22 protein-coding genes are annotated in these 16,187 nt (G+C 58.6%); 14 read left to right on the top strand and 8 right to left on the bottom strand.

Features of this window, described 5'->3' with window-relative positions:
* Nucleotides 1-22: 22 nt before the first annotated feature.
* On the bottom strand, nucleotides 23-1,375 hold the full coding sequence (locus tag AB4Z24_RS05530; protein WP_441706392.1) for a glycoside hydrolase family 3 N-terminal domain-containing protein: 1,353 nt from the start codon (nucleotides 1,373-1,375) through the stop codon (nucleotides 23-25).
* A 96-nt stretch (nucleotides 1,376-1,471) separates the two neighbouring features.
* Nucleotides 1,472-2,332: a transporter substrate-binding domain-containing protein gene (locus AB4Z24_RS05525; protein WP_441706391.1), complete on the bottom strand. Its 861-nt coding sequence runs from the start codon at nucleotides 2,330-2,332 to the stop codon at nucleotides 1,472-1,474.
* A 138-nt stretch (nucleotides 2,333-2,470) separates the two neighbouring features.
* Between AB4Z24_RS05525 and AB4Z24_RS05520 the strand changes: the two genes are divergently transcribed.
* The 3 genes from AB4Z24_RS05520 (at nucleotide 2,471) to AB4Z24_RS05510 (ending at nucleotide 4,805) form a co-directional block, all read left to right on the top strand.
* A complete protein-coding gene (locus AB4Z24_RS05520; protein WP_441706390.1) occupies nucleotides 2,471-3,409 on the top strand; it encodes a glycosyltransferase in 939 nt (312 codons plus the stop codon).
* 31 nt (nucleotides 3,410-3,440) lie between these two features.
* Complete coding sequence (locus AB4Z24_RS05515; protein WP_441706389.1) at nucleotides 3,441-3,899, top strand: hypothetical protein; 459 nt, start codon at nucleotides 3,441-3,443, stop codon at nucleotides 3,897-3,899.
* Between the two features lie 360 nt (nucleotides 3,900-4,259).
* Complete coding sequence (locus AB4Z24_RS05510) at nucleotides 4,260-4,805, top strand: hypothetical protein (RefSeq protein ID WP_441706388.1); 546 nt, start codon at nucleotides 4,260-4,262, stop codon at nucleotides 4,803-4,805.
* A gap of 4 nt (nucleotides 4,806-4,809) precedes the next feature.
* Here AB4Z24_RS05510 and AB4Z24_RS05505 read toward each other — a convergent pair whose 3' ends face one another.
* A complete protein-coding gene (locus tag AB4Z24_RS05505; RefSeq protein ID WP_441706387.1) occupies nucleotides 4,810-5,790 on the bottom strand; it encodes an IS1595 family transposase in 981 nt (326 codons plus the stop codon).
* A 103-nt stretch (nucleotides 5,791-5,893) separates the two neighbouring features.
* On the opposite strand from AB4Z24_RS05505, the gene AB4Z24_RS05500 reads away from it, so the two are divergent.
* The 3 genes from AB4Z24_RS05500 to AB4Z24_RS05490 all read left to right on the top strand — a co-directional run bounded on the left by AB4Z24_RS05500 (nucleotide 5,894) and on the right by AB4Z24_RS05490 (nucleotide 7,924).
* Complete coding sequence (locus AB4Z24_RS05500; RefSeq protein WP_441706386.1) at nucleotides 5,894-6,130, top strand: DUF6471 domain-containing protein; 237 nt, start codon at nucleotides 5,894-5,896, stop codon at nucleotides 6,128-6,130.
* A 12-nt stretch (nucleotides 6,131-6,142) separates the two neighbouring features.
* Entirely contained in the window at nucleotides 6,143-7,168 is a 1,026-nt protein-coding gene (locus AB4Z24_RS05495; RefSeq protein ID WP_441706385.1) for a hypothetical protein, read from the top strand.
* A 117-nt stretch (nucleotides 7,169-7,285) separates the two neighbouring features.
* Nucleotides 7,286-7,924: a glycosyltransferase family 2 protein gene (locus tag AB4Z24_RS05490; RefSeq protein WP_441706820.1), complete on the top strand. Its 639-nt coding sequence runs from the start codon at nucleotides 7,286-7,288 to the stop codon at nucleotides 7,922-7,924.
* Here AB4Z24_RS05490 and AB4Z24_RS05485 read toward each other — a convergent pair whose 3' ends face one another.
* A complete protein-coding gene (locus AB4Z24_RS05485; RefSeq protein ID WP_441706818.1) occupies nucleotides 7,925-8,188 on the bottom strand; it encodes a DUF3175 domain-containing protein in 264 nt (87 codons plus the stop codon).
* A gap of 246 nt (nucleotides 8,189-8,434) precedes the next feature.
* Here AB4Z24_RS05485 and AB4Z24_RS05480 point away from each other — a divergent pair, with 246 nt between their 5' ends.
* A complete protein-coding gene (locus AB4Z24_RS05480) occupies nucleotides 8,435-9,685 on the top strand; it encodes a class I SAM-dependent methyltransferase (RefSeq protein WP_441706384.1) in 1,251 nt (416 codons plus the stop codon).
* 12 nt (nucleotides 9,686-9,697) lie between these two features.
* On the opposite strand, the gene AB4Z24_RS05475 is transcribed toward AB4Z24_RS05480, so the two are convergent.
* The gene (locus tag AB4Z24_RS05475; protein WP_441706383.1) at nucleotides 9,698-10,435 is read right to left on the bottom strand and encodes a lysophospholipid acyltransferase family protein; all 738 of its coding nucleotides are present in this window, start codon (nucleotides 10,433-10,435) and stop codon (nucleotides 9,698-9,700) included.
* Between the two features lie 166 nt (nucleotides 10,436-10,601).
* Nucleotides 10,602-10,748, bottom strand: a complete 147-nt coding sequence (locus AB4Z24_RS05470) for a hypothetical protein (protein ID WP_441706382.1) — start codon at nucleotides 10,746-10,748, stop codon at nucleotides 10,602-10,604.
* A 370-nt stretch (nucleotides 10,749-11,118) separates the two neighbouring features.
* Between AB4Z24_RS05470 and AB4Z24_RS05465 the strand changes: the two genes are divergently transcribed.
* Complete coding sequence (locus AB4Z24_RS05465; RefSeq protein WP_441706381.1) at nucleotides 11,119-11,304, top strand: hypothetical protein; 186 nt, start codon at nucleotides 11,119-11,121, stop codon at nucleotides 11,302-11,304.
* Here AB4Z24_RS05465 and AB4Z24_RS05460 read toward each other — a convergent pair.
* Nucleotides 11,301-11,525 (bottom strand): hypothetical protein, encoded by a 225-nt coding sequence (locus AB4Z24_RS05460; protein ID WP_441706380.1) that lies wholly within the window; start codon nucleotides 11,523-11,525, stop codon nucleotides 11,301-11,303. The genes AB4Z24_RS05465 and AB4Z24_RS05460 overlap by 4 nt on opposite strands.
* Nucleotides 11,526-11,664: 139 nt before the next feature.
* On the opposite strand from AB4Z24_RS05460, the gene AB4Z24_RS05455 reads away from it, so the two are divergent.
* The 3 genes from AB4Z24_RS05455 to fcl all read left to right on the top strand — a co-directional run bounded on the left by AB4Z24_RS05455 (nucleotide 11,665) and on the right by fcl (nucleotide 14,203).
* The gene (locus AB4Z24_RS05455; protein WP_441706379.1) at nucleotides 11,665-11,946 is read left to right on the top strand and encodes a hypothetical protein; all 282 of its coding nucleotides are present in this window, start codon (nucleotides 11,665-11,667) and stop codon (nucleotides 11,944-11,946) included.
* A gap of 209 nt (nucleotides 11,947-12,155) precedes the next feature.
* Entirely contained in the window at nucleotides 12,156-13,232 is a 1,077-nt protein-coding gene (gmd, locus tag AB4Z24_RS05450; protein WP_441706378.1) for a GDP-mannose 4,6-dehydratase, read from the top strand.
* A 17-nt stretch (nucleotides 13,233-13,249) separates the two neighbouring features.
* On the top strand, nucleotides 13,250-14,203 hold the full coding sequence (fcl, locus tag AB4Z24_RS05445) for a GDP-L-fucose synthase (RefSeq protein ID WP_441706377.1): 954 nt from the start codon (nucleotides 13,250-13,252) through the stop codon (nucleotides 14,201-14,203).
* 58 nt (nucleotides 14,204-14,261) lie between these two features.
* On the opposite strand, the gene AB4Z24_RS05440 is transcribed toward fcl, so the two are convergent.
* The gene (locus AB4Z24_RS05440; protein ID WP_441706376.1) at nucleotides 14,262-14,456 is read right to left on the bottom strand and encodes a hypothetical protein; all 195 of its coding nucleotides are present in this window, start codon (nucleotides 14,454-14,456) and stop codon (nucleotides 14,262-14,264) included.
* Nucleotides 14,457-14,960: 504 nt separating this feature from the next.
* Between AB4Z24_RS05440 and AB4Z24_RS05435 the strand changes: the two genes are divergently transcribed.
* From AB4Z24_RS05435 to AB4Z24_RS05425, 3 genes are all read left to right on the top strand, one after another.
* On the top strand, nucleotides 14,961-15,188 hold the full coding sequence (locus AB4Z24_RS05435; RefSeq protein ID WP_441706375.1) for a hypothetical protein: 228 nt from the start codon (nucleotides 14,961-14,963) through the stop codon (nucleotides 15,186-15,188).
* 15 nt (nucleotides 15,189-15,203) lie between these two features.
* Complete coding sequence (locus tag AB4Z24_RS05430; RefSeq protein WP_441706374.1) at nucleotides 15,204-15,413, top strand: histone deacetylase; 210 nt, start codon at nucleotides 15,204-15,206, stop codon at nucleotides 15,411-15,413.
* A 191-nt stretch (nucleotides 15,414-15,604) separates the two neighbouring features.
* On the top strand, nucleotides 15,605-15,901 hold the full coding sequence (locus tag AB4Z24_RS05425; protein WP_441706373.1) for a hypothetical protein: 297 nt from the start codon (nucleotides 15,605-15,607) through the stop codon (nucleotides 15,899-15,901).
* Nucleotides 15,902-16,187: the final 286 nt, after the last annotated feature.

The following is a 16,187-nucleotide window of genomic DNA, read 5'->3' as shown; positions in this document are numbered from 1 at the left end:
GCATCGCGGCGGGCGGTTCAGGTCAGGGGGAGACGGGTGGCGGCGTCCGCTCTGCCTGGAGCGGGGCCGAAGGCGGCAGCTCACGGTCGTCGACGAAGACGTATCGCTTCAGTCTTTCGCTGGACTCGTTCTCGCGGGCGAGCGCCATCTCGCCTTTGGTATCCGCCTCGATCAACGCCGACATCAGAACGTCGTAGTGCGCATCGAGTGCGCAGAGCAGGATCAGGTCTATTCCGGCATTCAGCGCTTTCACGGCGGCGCCGCCCAGCCCGTCCTTCGAGCCGGTCACCGCGCCCATGCTGAAATCATCGGTGATCAAAAGTCCGTCGTTTTCGAAGCGAGGTCTGATGACCCCGTTGATGACGGCATCGGAGAACGACGCTGGCGTTGCCTTATCGATCGCATCGACGCGGACGTGGCCGACCATGGTCGCAATTCCGGGCTCCGTCATGACGCGGCGAAACGGCAGCCAGTCGCTGAGTTCGAGCTGACTTTGTTTTGCGGTGAGTTCGCCCGAAGCGACGTGGGTGTCGCGCGCGACCCGGCCGAGACCCGGAAAGTGCTTCAGCGTGCAAATGATGTTGAATTTCGTCAGCGTGTCGCAATACCAGCCGGCGACCTTGGCGACGAGATAGGGATCGCTGTCGATGGCGCGCCAATAGATGCGCGTTTCGCCGTCATTGCGAGACGGTTCGCTGAGGCGCAGATCGACAACAGGGCCAAAGTTCATGGTGATGCCGAGGCGATCGAGTTCGCGCGCTTGCGTCTCCGCGTAATCGCGGACGGCTTTCTCGCGCTCGCTGTCGGTCTTCAGCTTGGCGATGATCATGCCAAGCGCCGGTTGCCATTTAAGGGGCGGCGAAAGGCGCGATACGTATCCGCCTTCCTGATCCGCCGCCACGATGAGACGGGGCAAGCCCTGCGCTCTTCGGATGTCTTGCAAGTCTTGAATGTCTTTGGCGACGTCGGCGGCTTTCCGGCCGCGCACGTTGTGATCGGTGATGAAGATGCCGGCGATCGCCTTTTTCTCGACGAGCGGCTTCACCTCGGAAAAGCTCGAGAAGCCGACGACGAGCCGGTTACCGAGGCGCTCGAGGCGCGCAGGGTCCGACGCCAGGATCTGATCCCTGGTCAGGAGCTTCACCGGGCGTTGGGGCGTTCCTTGTGAAGCCGCCTGCGCTTTGGCAGCAGCGGCCGCTGCTGCGCGCATCGCCAGCATGCGATTCCGGCGATAGATGCGGGCTGCCTTATAGCGGGCGCGGACTGAATGTTTGCGCGAATAGGCGGCATTCGCGTCGCTGCTTCCTTCCCACGCCGGCAACAGCGTCACCGAAAGGAAGGCAAGAAGAACTGTCCGGGCAATGGCGTTGATCATTCGCTCGACAAGGCTGCCTTGAGACTGTCCGCTAGACGCGCGCAACAAGCGTTAGGTCTGCTTTTGCGCGCCGCCTAGCTTCGAGGCCTATTAATCTCAATAAATTCTGACGGGAAAGTAGCGTTGAACGAGTTCTTCAAACCGCCCCGATGCCCTGACCCGGTCCAGAGCTTTGTTCAGCAAGAGCCTAATTCCGGGGTCGGATTTCGGTACGGCGATTGCGATGCCATCGCCGAAGAACTTCGGTTCCAAATAGGGGCCGCCGCGCATTTCGCAGCACTGCCGCGATAAGGTTCCATTCAGCCAGAAGGCGAGGGATATGCCGTCGTCGAATAGAAAATCGGCTTTGCCGGCTGCGAGGGCCTCACGCGCCAAATCAGCGTTCTCGTAGATGGCCAGCGGGCTGTCGCGGAAGAAGGCTTTGAGGAAAGCCTCATGTGCGGTGCCGCGGGCGACAGCTATGCGCTTTCCATCGAGGCCGCTCGGAGACATTTCGACCTGCGGCTCGTCCTTGCGCCCGGCGAACCGGCCGGGCGTGTGGAAATAGCGGTCGGTGAAGTCGACGTCCTTCAACGCCGATACGGTGACCTTGTGTGCGGCGATGACAGCATCGGCCTCGCCCTTCTTCAGGTCGGTGAAAAGTTCTTCCCAGGGGCGGGCTTTGATATCGCAGGACGTGCCGAGTTCTAAGCAAATGGCGCGCGCGAGATCGATGTTGAAGCCGACGAGCACGCCGTCCTCATCGTAGAAATTGAAAGGCGGGAAGTCGCTGTCGGTCAGGAAGCGGATGACGACCCGGCGGGTCGGCGCGGCATCGGCCGGCGGTGGGGCGGACGTCGCTGCAACTCGCACGGGTGCCGCGTCGCCGGACATCGCGTCGACGGAATAGCCGATGGCCAAAGCGGCGAAGGCCGTGGCGGCGAGGAAAATGTCTCGAATGCGCTTTCGAGCCTTCATGCCTTCCTCATGCTCCCTTGCCGACAGTTTTATCCGGCGGCCTTCTCTTTGAACATCTTTCAAATCTGCACATCTTGAGCATATAGTTCGTCACTGGCTGGGCGACGGCGGTCGCCGCGGGGGCAACCAGGGGCTTGAATGTTCGGGGCTCGGTCAAAGACGCCGGCGGTGCGCGCTGTCCGCACATCGCGCGGTCACGTCCGCCGGGGACCTGCTTCCCCCCGTTCGCAGTTCCATCGCGATATTGGGCAACTCGATCGCGCGGTCAACGATTTGAGGCGCCGCGCACCGGACTTTTCCGCGGCTTCTCCGCTTCTCGCGTGGCAGCGCGCGGTTCTCTTCTCGGCGCTTTCGGCATTGACCGCAGGGCTGATCCTGCTCGAGGACTTCGGCCTCGTTCTCTGGTCGCTGACGATCACGATCCCGTTTTTCATGATTTCGGCGCTTCGTCTGGCAGCGTTTTGGCGTGCTTTCAGGAGCCGCAGGGGACGATCGAAATCTCCCGCCTTCGACCGCCGCTACGACAAATGGCTGCCGACGTTTTCGGTGCTCCTTCCACTTTATCGGGAAGCTGCGGTCGTGCCCGGCCTGGTCGACGCGCTGGGGCGTCTCGACTATCCACATGAGCTGCTGGAGATCCTGTTCATCACCGAGGCGGACGATCATGCGACGCGGCGCGCGATCGCGCAGGCGCGGCTTTTTCCGAACATGCGAACGGTGACGGTTCCGCCCGGGCAACCAAAGACCAAGCCGCGGGCGCTGAACTATGCGCTGCAGGATGCGCGCGGCGCGCTCGTCGCGGTCTTCGATGCGGAGGATCGGCCGGAACCGGGTCAGCTTCGCCGGGCTGCCCACGCATTCATCGAGGGAGGTCCGCGGCTCGCGTGCGTGCAGGCGCGGCTTGCCGTCACGAATGCGGATGAAAGCTTTTTCAGCCGCCAGTTCACGCTCGAGTACGCGGCGCTCTTCCGCGGCTTGCTTCCGGCGCTCGATTACCTGCGCTGGCCAATTCCGCTCGGTGGCACGTCAAATCATTTCAGCGGTGTTATGGAGCAGTCTCACCTTAGAACCCGGTGACGACGATCTTCCCATCTGAAACTCTGTCGGAATGACAGGGAAAATCAGACTGACCCGATCCGACACTTTTGAGCACACGATTGCAGGCCTCTTGACCAAGCGCCAAGAGCTGGCCGATCGCAGCCTTCATCTCCGTGAACAACTGGCGGCAACCGCCAATGACATGGACGCTCTCGACCGAACCCTCAAGGTTCTCGGCTACGAGGGCGATCTGAAAGGGATGTCGCCCCGAGGACTGCGGAACGTCTATTTCAGCCGCAACGAACTCAGACGTTTCGTGCTGGACGAACTCCGGAGCGCCAGCGGCCCCCTAAGCAGCCGCCAGTTGGCTCAAAAAGCCATTCAGACGGAAGGCAAGGACGGCAATGACAGACCGTTGATGGGCGATATGGTCAAGCGTATCGGACGTGTGCTGTATGCTTTGGGGCGACAGAACGTGGCCACACGGTTTGGACGAAAATCAGAGGCCGTATGGGAATTGAAAAAATGACCGAAACCGCAACTGAAGACGAAGCGCACTTGGGCTCCATCGGGTGGGTATCTACGGAGGAAGTTCTCACCAACTGCCTGAAGGCCAATCTGYAGGATGTCGTAGTTGTGGGCACAGACCCCAATGGCGAGTCGTTCGTTTCATCATCCTACGGAAAAATTGGAGACGTCTTATATCTTCTGGAGCGCGCCAAGAACCATTTGATGCTGCTTGCAGATCGCCATCCCACCATGCGGCCGGTACCCGGGGACTCGACTCCCTAAACAAACCGTTGCATATGAAAAAGAGCGGTGTGCAACCACCGCCCTTCCTTCGTGAAGGCCTTTTGGGGAAGCGCCCCGAAAGACTAGAGACTCAAGAATGTTTGCGTCTGTTCGCGTCCCAGTACAAGTACCGGGCGCTTCCTCTGACTCAATTTTGAACAGAGGAAAGAAAATGATTTCAGAAATATCAGCCGTGATGGGCACGCTCAATGGAGCGAAGGACCTCCTGCAATCGATAATAGGATTGCGCGACAGTGCGGCCGTTCAAGCCAAGGTCGTCGAATTTAATAACCTCATCATGGATGCCCAGCAGCGCGTTTTTGCGGCTCAAGAGGAGCGCACGGCGCTGATTCAAAAAGTAGGCGAACTGGAAAAGAAGATTGCTAGCCTTGAACACTGGGAAACAGAGAAGCAGCGCTACGAATTGAAGAAGGTCGGATTTGGCGACAGAATTGTTGTTTACTCGCTGAAGCCCGGAATGGAAGGCGGCGAGCCTCCGCATTCCATATGCGCAAACTGCTACCAAAAGGGCGAGAAATCGCCGCTCCAAGAAGAGGAGCGTGGCGGCGGCGTTTATCTTTATTGCCCCCACTGCAAGACAAACTTGCTTAGCCAGGGCTTCGGCCCCGTGGCGGGCCGGTAAATTTTTAAATCGAGGCATGAGCGTCTCGTTGATATCTTTGCCAATACCCAGCCCAGACGCGGCTGACAGAATGTTTGAGCGCTGCGTCAGTGACGGCCAGATACTGCTGGCCGTTGGTGACGCGGCGATTGTCTTCCCGCCACGCCATTTCGCGGGCGTAGAACGCGAGATACTTGCCTGCGATCCGGTGATGAATGCCGATCTCCGCACGACGCATCCGGGAGAAGAAGCTTTCCGCCCAGTTCGTGCACGCCCCGTCCTTTGAATAGGCTTCCGAGTGATTGATGCGTTTGGTCAGGAAGCGGATGTGCAGCGCGTCCCAGCTCGCGGCATCGTCGGCATAGATCGTGCTGCCTGACGTCACCCGCTCGTTGATGGTCGGAATGGACGCGTCTTCCGACCGGAACACGAAGGGCAGTGTTTTGCCATTGCGCTCGCGCATGACGACGACAACGCGACGCTTGCCGGACTGGTTCTGACTGAGGCGACGGTCGCGGCGGTTCTCTTTGTTGTTGGCCGGTTTGACGTAGCCGCCAAAATAGCCACCATCGACTTCAACCTCCCCGGAGACGGTCGCGCCGTTATCGAGATCGCCAAGGCTCTCGCGCAGCTTATGGCACAAAACGAAAGCTGTCTTGTAAGAGCGGTTAAGATCACGGCTCATTTGCAGGGCGTTGTGGCCTTTGACGCCATCAACGAACAGCGCAATCGCCAAGAGATAATCGCGGATCGGCATTTTCCGATTGGCGAAGATCGTCCCGGACGTGACGCTGAATTGATGATTGCAGGCCTTGCACTTCCAAAGCTTCCGCGTCGCGTAGGTGTAAGTTGCGGTGCACGCGCACTTCGGGCAGCACGGCTCGCCCTGCGTGTCGGACCAGCGGATCATCTTGAAGGCCGTATGCGCTTCCTCATCCGACATGCGCGCCACCTTCGCTACGGAGAGCGATCTAGCGGCTGCGGACAGGAGGAAGTGTTGAGACATATCAGATGTGAGACCTTTCTCTTACATCTGATATGATTAGATTATCTCGTTGTCAATAGAAAAATATCATTTATGATATCTTTTCTTCAACGAGGAAGGATGCATGACGCTCGACAAGGAAAAGGAATGGGCCGACCGCGCCAAGCGGTACCTCAAGGCCGAATTGAAACGCGCTGATGTCAGCTATCAGGAACTCGCAAAGCGCCTTGAGGGCCACGGCTTCAAGGAAACAGAGGCCTCTGTTGCCAATAAGCTCAGTAGAGGGACTTTTGCGGCCACGTTCTTCCTTGCGTCTCTCGCCGCGATAGGATGCGAGAATGTGAGGCTGGAAGACGTGTAACAGCAGGGGCTAATGTCGGACGAGCGCAAGAGCGAACTCTCGCTAGGCATCATCGCATTCTTTCTCGTCATTTTGCTTTTCGAGATCTCGACCCTGACTTCACCACAGGCGGCCCAACAGACTCCAGGGATCCAAACCGATCAACAGTCCGACAGTGCCAGACGCACTCAAGGCGACGGAGGCACCACCCCACAGAACGGCACGCGACCAACGGCCGGCGAGCCAATGATGGGCGGCTCTACAGCTTCCGCCAAATGCGATGACGACTGCCAACGCCGCACCGAGGAGGCTTCCGAATTCTGGACCATCATGGGCCACAAGACGAAAATTACGGATTTCTGGCTGTCCGTCTTCACTGGGCTTCTCGTGCTGATTGGCGGCATTCAACTGTATCTTCTCAAGGTCACGGTCAGCGACACTGGCAAGGCAGCCGACGCCGCCAAGGACAGCGCGCTCGCCGCCATCGAGAGCAACAAACTCACACGCGCAGCTTTGATCGCGGAACACAGACCGCGGTTCAAGGTCACTATGACCCCACTGAGGGAGACTATCGAATACGACAAGGCGGGCGATTTGAAGCTTCGAATAAGAGTAGTGGCAAAAAACATCGGAAAAGGCGTTGCTTTTGGCGCCTCCATCCCGTGGATCGATAACTTTCAGGCCAGCACCAATGACGTCCAATCTAAAATTGATGTTCTGAGAAAATCTGCGTCTCAGTGGGTCAATATCATGAGGCACCCGACCTATCCCGAGGAAGAGATCGAACGCGAATTTCCCATAAAAATCTTCAAAGATGAGCTTGAGCGAACCTGGATAACGGAGCGAAGCGCTGGCATCCAGAATTACTATGTCATCGCTAGTTTGTTTTACCGAGACGGCTTCGATCCCCCGAACATCTACGAAAGCACGCCGGGCGGCTACCTGACTTTCTTCGGCCCGATGGCCCCATTCCCGCGATCCGCTGAAGAGTACGACAGACTGTCGACGAGCGGAAAAGAAGACTTTGGCATCATCGAAATGCTCAGCAAGTACACCTGAGTTTGTTGATGCGCCGACGAGGTACATCAAGACCGCCACGGCAATTTCAACCACTGCTTCGGTCCTTTCCCTAGGACCGGCGGCATGGGCTCATCTCACGTAAGGTGAGACTGCTCCATAACACCGCATTTCAGGCGCGATGTCCTTCTGAAATGCGGCGGCTGGGATCCATTCAACGTCACGGAAGACGCCGATCTCGGAATCCGCTTAGCCCGCCTCGGATACGAAGTGTCCATGATCGATTCCGAGACGATGGAAGAAGCGCCGACGTCATGGCGCGCGTGGCTCGGACAGCGCACACGGTGGATCAAGGGTTGGATGCAGACATATCTGGTGCACATGCGCCGGCCGACGCGCCTGTGGCGCGATCTCGGTCCGTGGCGGTTTGCCGGCTTTCAGGTGACGATCTGCGCAATGCTCGTCTCGATGCTTTGTCATCCCTGGTTCTATGTCTTTGCTGCGATACATGGTGCGCTCGGGATGCGCGTGCTACCGGACAGCGATTTTTTGCTGTGGCTTTTCGGAGTGAATTTCGCGACGGGGTATATTGCGGCGGCGTCACTCATCGCTGTCACTGCGGCCGGGATGGGAGCGCGGCTGCGGCTCATCTCAATTCTGTTTCTGCCGGTCTATTGGCTCGCGATTTCATTCGCGGCGTATCGCGCGATCATCGATCTCGTGCTTCGACCTTTTTATTGGGAGAAGACCGCGCACGGGGTGAGCTTAAGTCAGGGCCTCGAAAAGCGGCCTCCGTAGTTATTTCGTCTTGCCGAAAGCCTTTCGCAGCTCGTCTTTGGCGCGATCGAGGGATTGCCGGCGTTTCGCGGTCAGGTTCTTGCCCGCGCGATTAATGTAGAAATTGAGCATGGACATCGCCGATTGGAATGGCGTTGTCTTCCGTCTGTGGCTTCGTTCGGCTGAGCGCTTCAGCGATTGTGCGATCTCGGCCGGTTTCCTTGCAAATACGTGGCTTTCGAGATCGAGCGCGTCGCTATGTTCGGTGACCTCGGCAGACCACAGGTGCTTCGACCGGTTCTGCGATTTCTTGTGAACGCCGTGCGGGCGATGCCTGGGCTCATGTTTCGATTGCTTTTGGCTCTGGCGCAAATGACAATCCTTTAGACTGACTTTACTGCGTTGCCCCAATACGCGTGAAAAACCGGAGATGGTCTTTTAGGTTCCTGTTGGCGGATCGCGGTTGGTTTGGAACCAAAAGGCTTTCTGGTTTGTTTTGCTTGGTTGTTCGGCTTGAGCTGTGCATCACCGATGAAGCGCGCATTACAATCCCTTCTCAATCGATGCGTTCAAACGGGCTCTTTAACGCTTGAGCTTCCGGGAGGCGAGCGGCTCGCGGCCGGTGACGGAAGCGGGTTGCCGCTGATCGTCAAGTTGATGGATTCCAGGGCCGGACTAGAGCTTTTCTTCAATCCGCAAATGGCGCTTGGCGAACTCTTTACAGACGGGCGGTTGAAGATCTCCGGCGGGTCAATTTACGATCTGCTCGAACTCTTGGGCCGGAATCTCCATAGTCTCACGCCGCCGCAGTTCGGGCATGTACGCAGCATTTTGCGCAATACTGTCGGACGGTGGAACTTGCGGAACTCGCGGCGGCGGGCGCGCGCCAACGTCCATCACCATTACGATATAGACGATCGCATCTATGCGTTGTTTCTCGATTCCGACCGTCAATATTCGTGTGCCTACTTCGAGGTTCCGGGGCAGAGCCTGGACGCAGCCCAGCTCGCCAAGAAAAGGCATATCGCGGCGAAGCTCCTCATCAAGCCCGAGGCCAAAGTTCTAGACATCGGGAGCGGATGGGGTGGGCTTGCGCTTTACCTTGCCGATATCGCTGGCGCCCACGTGACCGGGCTGACGCTATCGCCCGAGCAGCTCAAAGTTGCGCAACGCCGGGCAAGCGAGCGCGGCCTCAGCTCGCATGTCGAATTCCGTCTCGAAGACTATCGTGCGCTCAGCGATAGCTTTGACCGGATTGTCTCCGTCGGAATGTTCGAGCATGTCGGCCTCAAGGATTACGACACCTACTTCGAAGTCGTCCGGCGAAATCTCAAGGACGACGGCGTTGCGCTGATCCATTCCATCGGCCGCATGGACGGGCGATGCGCGATGAATCCCTGGTTCGCGAAATATATCTTTCCCGGCAGCTACGTTCCCTCGCTCGCCGAGGTGCTTCCCGCAGTCGAGAGGGTGGGGCTCATCGTTACGGATGTCGAGATCCTACGGCTTCATTATGCGGATACGCTTTCAGCGTGGCGCAGCCGGTTTCTGGCTCGGCGCGAGGAAGCGGCCGCCGTGCTCGACGAGCGTTTCTGCCGAATGTGGGAATTCTATCTTGCGGCAGCGGAAGCCGGGTTCCGCTACGGTGGCCTCATGGTCTTCCAGATGCAGCTCGCAAAGACCGTCGACGCCGTGCCGCGCCTGCGCGGCTATATGAGTGCGGAAGAGGAAAAGCTGCGCAGTCACGAGCAGGACGTGCATCTAACCGTCGCCGCCGAGTGACGTGACGGCTTCTCAGGTGTTTCGGGTGCTCGTCTCTTGCGACGTCGAAGTGTCGAGCGTCGGCTCGGTTGCCTGCGCGATTTCGTAGGCCCGGCTCGTCACGGCATTCAGTGCATTCTCGACTTCGCGCCGCTTGTTTTCGAGTTCGGCGTCATCGGCGTCCGCAGCGACGAAAATCGGATCTCCAGCGACGAGCGCAAGATCAGAGAACGGCAGATTGATCGTCATTCTGCTCCAGGAATTCAGTACGAAAAATCTCGAGGTCGCGGCGGCGATCGGGATGATCGGGCGGCCGGAGAGGCGCGCCAGCATGACGATGCCTTCACCGGCGTGACGCGGCCGGGAGGGTGGCACGTCCGCCGTCATGGCGACGATGGTCCCTTCCTCGAGGGCACGCACAGCCGCGCGAAGAGCATACGCGCCGCCGCGGTCCCGTTTGCGGTGACCTGCTCCTGCACCACGAATTGCCGAGATACCGAAGGGGCGCAGAAAATGCGCGACGATCTCACCGTCGCCGTGCCGAGAGACCATCGCGGCGACTTTGTATTCGCGGGTGTTGACGTCGGCCAGCATCATGAACTGGCCGTGCCACATGGCGAAGATGAAGGGAACCTGAGCGCGAAGATCGTCAAGGAACGTGACAGGCTGGTAGATCGGTCGAGACGTCTTTTTGACGGTGTTGATCAGCCCGACGACCACGCGGCCCGCGATCGCTGCCAGAATCTTATTTTTTCTCGATACACGAGCCATTCTTCGAACCAGCGCGCTACCTTTGAAATTGACCGCGAGCCCGTGACGCTCGTGGCACCATAAAAGTACTTCATTGAGGCGAGGGCGCAATTATCCCGCCAGCATCGCCGTTCGAAAGTCTTAGGATAACGCCCTGCCGCAACAAATGCTCAGCTGGATCGATATCTCAGCTGAGCATTTCGATACCGACACTCACGAGGATCGCGCACGTGGTTGCGGCGACGGCGCACAAGAGTGTGAGAAAGACATAGTAGCCGTCCGATGCGGCTGTCTCGATCTCATCGAACCGGATTTTCGTTGCCTGCTTCGGCATTCTTGAACTCAAAGGTGGCTGCGTTCCTGGAAACGAGTCCGGCGAGATAAACGTCTGTTCATCTACATTCAAGCCCGTGCGGCTGAATTGACACGGCGGATGCGGCACTTGTTCACACCGCTTGCAAAAAACGAATGGCTCATGCGCGGCCGGGTGGGCCGTGAAACCTTCGTAAGCGCGGCTTTCAACGCGTCCGATCGAATGGGGTTCCGCACCGTGGGTCCCAAGCGGCTTCTCCATTCGCAATCCGTGATCTGCCGCACATGAAACTCACGGATGCATTCATCCAAAATTCAGAAGGCAAATCAGAAAAAGGCCTTGCACGGCGTGGAGATCAATTGCTCGTGCGAAGCGTTTCACGGGGTGGATGATGGAAAAATTTCGCGTGGTCGTCTGGTGTGAATCCTGTCGTGGCGACGACGAGGGGTGCTTCGGTGGCGGCAACGAAGTGATCCAGGGCGCCTTCGAGTCGTTTGAGGCGGCGGAGCAGGCGGGCCTTCATTACTGTGCGGACTTGCCGTACCAATATCGCATCGTGCATGCGGGGCCGGTCTAGGCGCGCAGAAGGTCGCTTTCCTGGCTCATGGCCTCCTTCAACGTTTGTTGGGCCATCTGCAGTTTTCGGATCATATCCTCATAGTCAACGGCCTGTTCCAAGGCTTCAGCGAGAAGATAATCAGCCTGCTGCACTTTGGCTTCGAGACGCGCAATGCGGGTTCGCGCATCGAATAGCTCGGCAGGCTCATTATTGCTGACTGCGAGACTCTCGACTGTCATGTCTGGCTCCTGATCAGACGTTCCAGCGGCAACGCGGCAACCGGCCGAGGGTTCCGCGCGGTCTCCCTCCGGGCATGTTTGTGACGGAACGGTGACAATCAGTTCCGGTTTTCCGCGAATTAGGTCGAGGAGGACCGAAATGATAAAGATCCTTTTACTATCTGCCGGAATTGGAGCGCTCTCGATGGCGTCGCCCGTGCTCGCGCAAGCGCAGCGGGCTTACGACGAGCGCTATTCGACCGCTATGCCGTGGGGCTACGGCAACGGATGGAGCGGAAGCGACGACATCGGTGAAAAGGTCGAAAGACCGACCGCGCCGCAGGAATACGAGTCGACGGATGGCGGTCGAAACGTGCCGCTCAGCCAGCGCGTCGATCCCGAAAATCCGGCCTCGCCTTCGATGAGCGGCACTGCCGATTAGTTCGGCCCTGGGAGAGTCGCTCTCCCTGAAGATTGGCGGCTCCTCTGCAGCCGCGCACGGGTGCTCTGCGCAGTCCCACGTCCCCCAAAGCTTCGTTATCCACCAGAACGCGCAGGCAATCTAAGGTGGAATCACTTTTGTTATTGCATCTATTGCGAGTATGTAGGATTTGAGTACTATCTCAGGTCGTGGGATGGGCGAGGGGGCATATGGCAGAGCGAAGACGGACGGCACTTATCACCGGCGTGGCCGGGCAAGACGGATCATACCTCGCGCGTCTCCTTTTGCAGCAGGGCTATGAGGTTCACGGGGTAAAGCGGCGGTCCTCGTCCTTCAATACGGAGCGCATCGACGATCTCTATTCCGATCCGCGGGAGCGGGTAACGCGCTTTCATCTCCACTACGGGGATTTGACGGATACGACGAACGTCATCCGTCTCGTTCAGGAAATTCGGCCTGATGAAATCTACAATCTCGCCGCGCAAAGTCACGTCGGCGTCAGCTTCGAAACGCCGGAATACACAGGCAATGCCGATGCGCTCGGAACGCTGCGCTTGCTCGAGGCGATCCGCATTCTAGGCCTCGCGGGATCGACCCGCTTCTATCAGGCCTCGACGTCGGAACTTTACGGCAGTGTCCGCGAGACGCCGCAATCGGAGACGACGCAGTTCTATCCGCGATCTCCTTACGGCGTCGCCAAGCTCTATGCCTATTGGATTACGGTCAACTACCGCGAGGCCTACGGGCTGCACGCCTCGAACGGCATTCTCTTCAATCATGAAAGTCCGGTCCGGGGCGAAACCTTCGTCACGCGCAAGATTACGCGCGGCGTGGCGGCGATCGAGAAAGGCGTGCAGCGCACGCTTTATCTCGGCAATCTCGATGCGAAGCGCGATTGGGGTCACGCCCGCGATTATGTCGACGGCATGTGGCGCATGCTGCAGCAGGAAGAGCCGGGCGATTATGTTCTCGCGACGGGCGAGACGCATTCCGTGCGCGAATTTGTCGAACTCGCCTTTCAAAGGGCGGGCCGTCTTCTGCGCTGGGAGGGCGCAGGTGCCGACGAGGTTGGGCGCGACGCGAAGAGCGGCAGAGTGCTCGTGCGCGTCGATCCGGAATACTTTCGTCCGGCGGAGGTCGATCTTTTGCTTGGCGATCCTTCGAAGGCCTTCGCCAAGCTCGGTTGGCGGCACAAGACGTCATTCGCCGAACTGGTCGCCGAGATGGTCGATGCCGATTTGCGTCTCGTCGATAGAGAGTATTGGCGATTGGACCGGTCGGCCTAAGCCAAGCGTGATACCAGATGATTTACGATCTCTCGGGAAAACGCGTGTTCGTTGCCGGTCATCGCGGGATGGTGGGTGGCGCCCTGTTGCGCCGCCTGCAACGCGAGCGTTGCGATCTGCTGACCGTCGGGCGCGAGCGTCTTGATCTCCTCGATCAGGCGGCCGTTCGCAGTTTCATGTTCGAAGCGCGGCCCGACGCCGTTATCGTCGCCGCCGCCAAGGTCGGCGGCATTCAGGCGAACAGCACTTTCCCGGCGGAATTTCTTTACGAGAATCTCGCCATCGAGATGAATGTCATCCACGCCGCATTTCGCGCGGGCGTGGAGAAGCTCGTATTTCTCGGGTCTTCTTGCATCTATCCGAAGTTCGCACCGCAGCCGATACGCGAGGATGCGTTGCTCAGCGGTCCTCTCGAGCCCACCAACGACTGCTATGCCGTCGCGAAAATAGCCGGGTTGAAGCTATGCGAAGCTTACCGTTCGCAATACGGCGCCGATTTCATTGCGGTGATGCTGACCAACCTCTACGGCCCGGGCGACAATTTTCATCTCGACACCTCTCACGTCATTCCGGCGCTTCTGCGCAAGGCGCACGAGGCCAAGATCAGCGGCGCTGCAACGGTTTCGATATGGGGCAGCGGTACGCCCCGCCGCGAGTTCCTGCATGTCGACGATGCTTCGGACGCAATCGTGCATCTGCTGACGACATATTCCGGCGCGCAACACGTCAATATCGGCTCGGGCGAAGACATCACGATCCTGGACCTGATGAAGCTGATCTGTCGAGTGGTCGGATTCGAAGGGAAGATCGTCGCAGATCCTTCGAAGCCCGACGGGACGCCGCGCAAGCGTCTCGACGTTTCGCGTCTTTCGGCAAGGGGCTGGAAGCCACGCAAGCGTCTGAAGCAGGGTCTCGCGGAGACCTATGCATGGTATATGCAAAACATCGAAGGCATGCTGCAAAGGGCGTGAGCCATGCGGGCTGGTTGCGGGATCGCAGACTGAAGCCGCTATGGCCCCCCCGGCCCACTCAGGCCGCGTCCATCACCAGGGCTTGGCGGAATTTCGCTATGTCGCGCTCGCCTTGATCGGCGATGGCGCAGACACGTTGCACGACATCATCGGTCGAAAGCTCCGGAAAGCGGCTGCGCGTTTCCGCAAGAATCTCGCTTATGATGTGCGCGAGTTTTTTCAGTTCATCAGAAGTGTAGCACGTGGTCTGCATGTCAATTCCAGACGTCGACTCCAGACCAATGGAATGCCGGCCCGTCCGCACCGAGCCGGCACCCTAAAAGAGCGGGCTGATGCCGCGCTCCGGAGCTGACAACGCAGTCGATGACGGGTAGTTCCCTCCCCGCGTCACGGTGCAGCGATAGGTACCTGGGGTGTGTCCGGCGCGGCTCAATCGTTTGTCCCGGTTGGCGCCTTGGTTACGTCAGGCTTGACCATCAGCACCCAAATCAGATTGCTTAAGGGATGCCGACAGCAGCGTTTGTGCTGAGTAGTTGTTGCCCATGGATCTACATGGCAACCTCTACCCCAGAGGTTTGATCGGCGCCGGCAGAACCGCGCCGTCCCCAAATGGTTCTGTCATTGAGCGATAAGCTCAAAGAAGAGAGCGGCTTACATGGCCGCTCTCTTTTTCTTTGTGCGGATCAATACGCAGATTTCCCGGAACCACGTTCGTCGCGCGCCGTTCTCCTAGAAAAGTGGCTTGGAGGATCACGCCATGGCGTTCGATCAACAGCACGATTTCATCGACGATGCCGACGAAGCTCTTGCGCGGCAGGAAGCGCGGCGCGTCACTCTGGTCGGTGTATGCGTTGCGTTCCTTCTCGGCATCGTGCTCGTTTCGGTTCTGATGTACGGGCGTATCCTGACCGACGACGCAGGGATTGTTTCGACATCGCCTGCAGCGCTTGTTGCATCCGACGCTCCGAAGCCGAACACGCCTTAACCGAGGAGAGACGACATGGCGCTCTGGAGTGAAGGCCGCAGCTTCGATGAAGCCGTCAGGCGAACCGACAATACGCTCAACGTGCTGGTGGTCGTGCTGCTTATCGCGTTCGCGATGTGCGCGAGCGCCTATTATTATGGACAGATGAATCCGAGAGTGGCGCCTCAGGCAGCCAGCGCTCCTGCTGCGGCTGCTCAACCTTCGGCGATGCAACCCCATCCGTAACCGGCGATCCTTCGCCGGGGAAATTTCCTGCGGCGGGTAATATTTCCCGACTCTGGCGGTTGCCGATTGCGGCCGATCCGTGAACGGATGTTCAGCTTCCCATGCATTTGAATACATTCTCGTAAGCGCACAAATTGCGCGAATTTTCTCGTTAAAGATGGCTCTTGCGTCTAAATCAATGGAGACATCCAATGAGAAAAATTGCGCTTGGATTTTTTGCACTCAGCACCATTCTGTTCACGACCGCGGCATCGGCTGAACCGGTGTTCCCGTCAGCTCCTGCTGCTCAATCGATGGTTCAGAAAGCCTACTACTATCATCGCTGGCATCGCGGCTGGGGGCATCGCTGGCGTGGACCGGGTTGGGGCTACGGTTACGGCTATGGCTATGGATATCGGGGCTGCTATGGCGTGCGGCATCTCTGCGCGGAACGCTGGGGTTGGGGCGGTCCTGGGTTCCGCCGCTGCCTGTGGCGCCACGGCTGCTGACTTGAACTAGGCTTCATTCTTCGCGGCCGGGAGGTTTCAGCCTCCCGGCTTCTTTTTTGCGCGGTGCGCCGCTTTCCGCGCAGAATTTTGCCCGCGCTTGTGCAAACGCACCGGGACTGAATGTTTGTTGACGTAACTGAGCTTCTCCGAAGGGCTTGATGCCGCTCTTCGCAATCGAAGTGCAACTTCGCTGACGCGTGCAGTGCGTCATGAATCGCGGCTCAAAGGAGTTCGCTTGTGAACCCTATGTTCAGCGCGAAGTTCGGAATTTCATTCTGTGGTCGAA

Origin of the sequence: Hyphomicrobium sp. 2TAF46 (genome assembly GCF_052114865.1) — a bacterium.
Classification (GTDB): domain Bacteria; phylum Pseudomonadota; class Alphaproteobacteria; order Rhizobiales; family Hyphomicrobiaceae; genus Hyphomicrobium_B.
This window is presented reverse-complemented; position numbering and strand designations above follow the sequence as displayed.

Coding starts and splice junctions, on each gene's coding strand:
- AB4Z24_RS05455 (WP_441706379.1), top strand. CDS start 11,665: ATGATAAAGATCCTTTTACTATCTGCCGGAATTGGAGCGCTCTCGATG.
- AB4Z24_RS05525 (WP_441706391.1), bottom strand. CDS start 2,332: ATGAAGGCTCGAAAGCGCATTCGAGACATTTTCCTCGCCGCCACGGCC.
- AB4Z24_RS05430 (WP_441706374.1), top strand. CDS start 15,204: ATGGCGCTCTGGAGTGAAGGCCGCAGCTTCGATGAAGCCGTCAGGCGA.
- AB4Z24_RS05510 (WP_441706388.1), top strand. CDS start 4,260: ATGTTTGCGTCTGTTCGCGTCCCAGTACAAGTACCGGGCGCTTCCTCT.
- AB4Z24_RS05495 (WP_441706385.1), top strand. CDS start 6,143: ATGTCGGACGAGCGCAAGAGCGAACTCTCGCTAGGCATCATCGCATTC.
- AB4Z24_RS05515 (WP_441706389.1), top strand. CDS start 3,441: ATGACAGGGAAAATCAGACTGACCCGATCCGACACTTTTGAGCACACG.
- AB4Z24_RS05530 (WP_441706392.1), bottom strand. CDS start 1,375: ATGATCAACGCCATTGCCCGGACAGTTCTTCTTGCCTTCCTTTCGGTG.
- AB4Z24_RS05500 (WP_441706386.1), top strand. CDS start 5,894: ATGACGCTCGACAAGGAAAAGGAATGGGCCGACCGCGCCAAGCGGTAC.
- AB4Z24_RS05505 (WP_441706387.1), bottom strand. CDS start 5,790: ATGTCTCAACACTTCCTCCTGTCCGCAGCCGCTAGATCGCTCTCCGTA.
- AB4Z24_RS05425 (WP_441706373.1), top strand. CDS start 15,605: ATGAGAAAAATTGCGCTTGGATTTTTTGCACTCAGCACCATTCTGTTC.
- fcl (WP_441706377.1), top strand. CDS start 13,250: ATGATTTACGATCTCTCGGGAAAACGCGTGTTCGTTGCCGGTCATCGC.
- AB4Z24_RS05470 (WP_441706382.1), bottom strand. CDS start 10,748: ATGCCGAAGCAGGCAACGAAAATCCGGTTCGATGAGATCGAGACAGCC.
- AB4Z24_RS05460 (WP_441706380.1), bottom strand. CDS start 11,525: ATGACAGTCGAGAGTCTCGCAGTCAGCAATAATGAGCCTGCCGAGCTA.
- AB4Z24_RS05475 (WP_441706383.1), bottom strand. CDS start 10,435: ATGGCTCGTGTATCGAGAAAAAATAAGATTCTGGCAGCGATCGCGGGC.
- AB4Z24_RS05465 (WP_441706381.1), top strand. CDS start 11,119: ATGGAAAAATTTCGCGTGGTCGTCTGGTGTGAATCCTGTCGTGGCGAC.
- AB4Z24_RS05520 (WP_441706390.1), top strand. CDS start 2,471: ATGTTCGGGGCTCGGTCAAAGACGCCGGCGGTGCGCGCTGTCCGCACA.
- AB4Z24_RS05480 (WP_441706384.1), top strand. CDS start 8,435: ATGAAGCGCGCATTACAATCCCTTCTCAATCGATGCGTTCAAACGGGC.
- gmd (WP_441706378.1), top strand. CDS start 12,156: ATGGCAGAGCGAAGACGGACGGCACTTATCACCGGCGTGGCCGGGCAA.
- AB4Z24_RS05435 (WP_441706375.1), top strand. CDS start 14,961: ATGGCGTTCGATCAACAGCACGATTTCATCGACGATGCCGACGAAGCT.
- AB4Z24_RS05440 (WP_441706376.1), bottom strand. CDS start 14,456: ATGCAGACCACGTGCTACACTTCTGATGAACTGAAAAAACTCGCGCAC.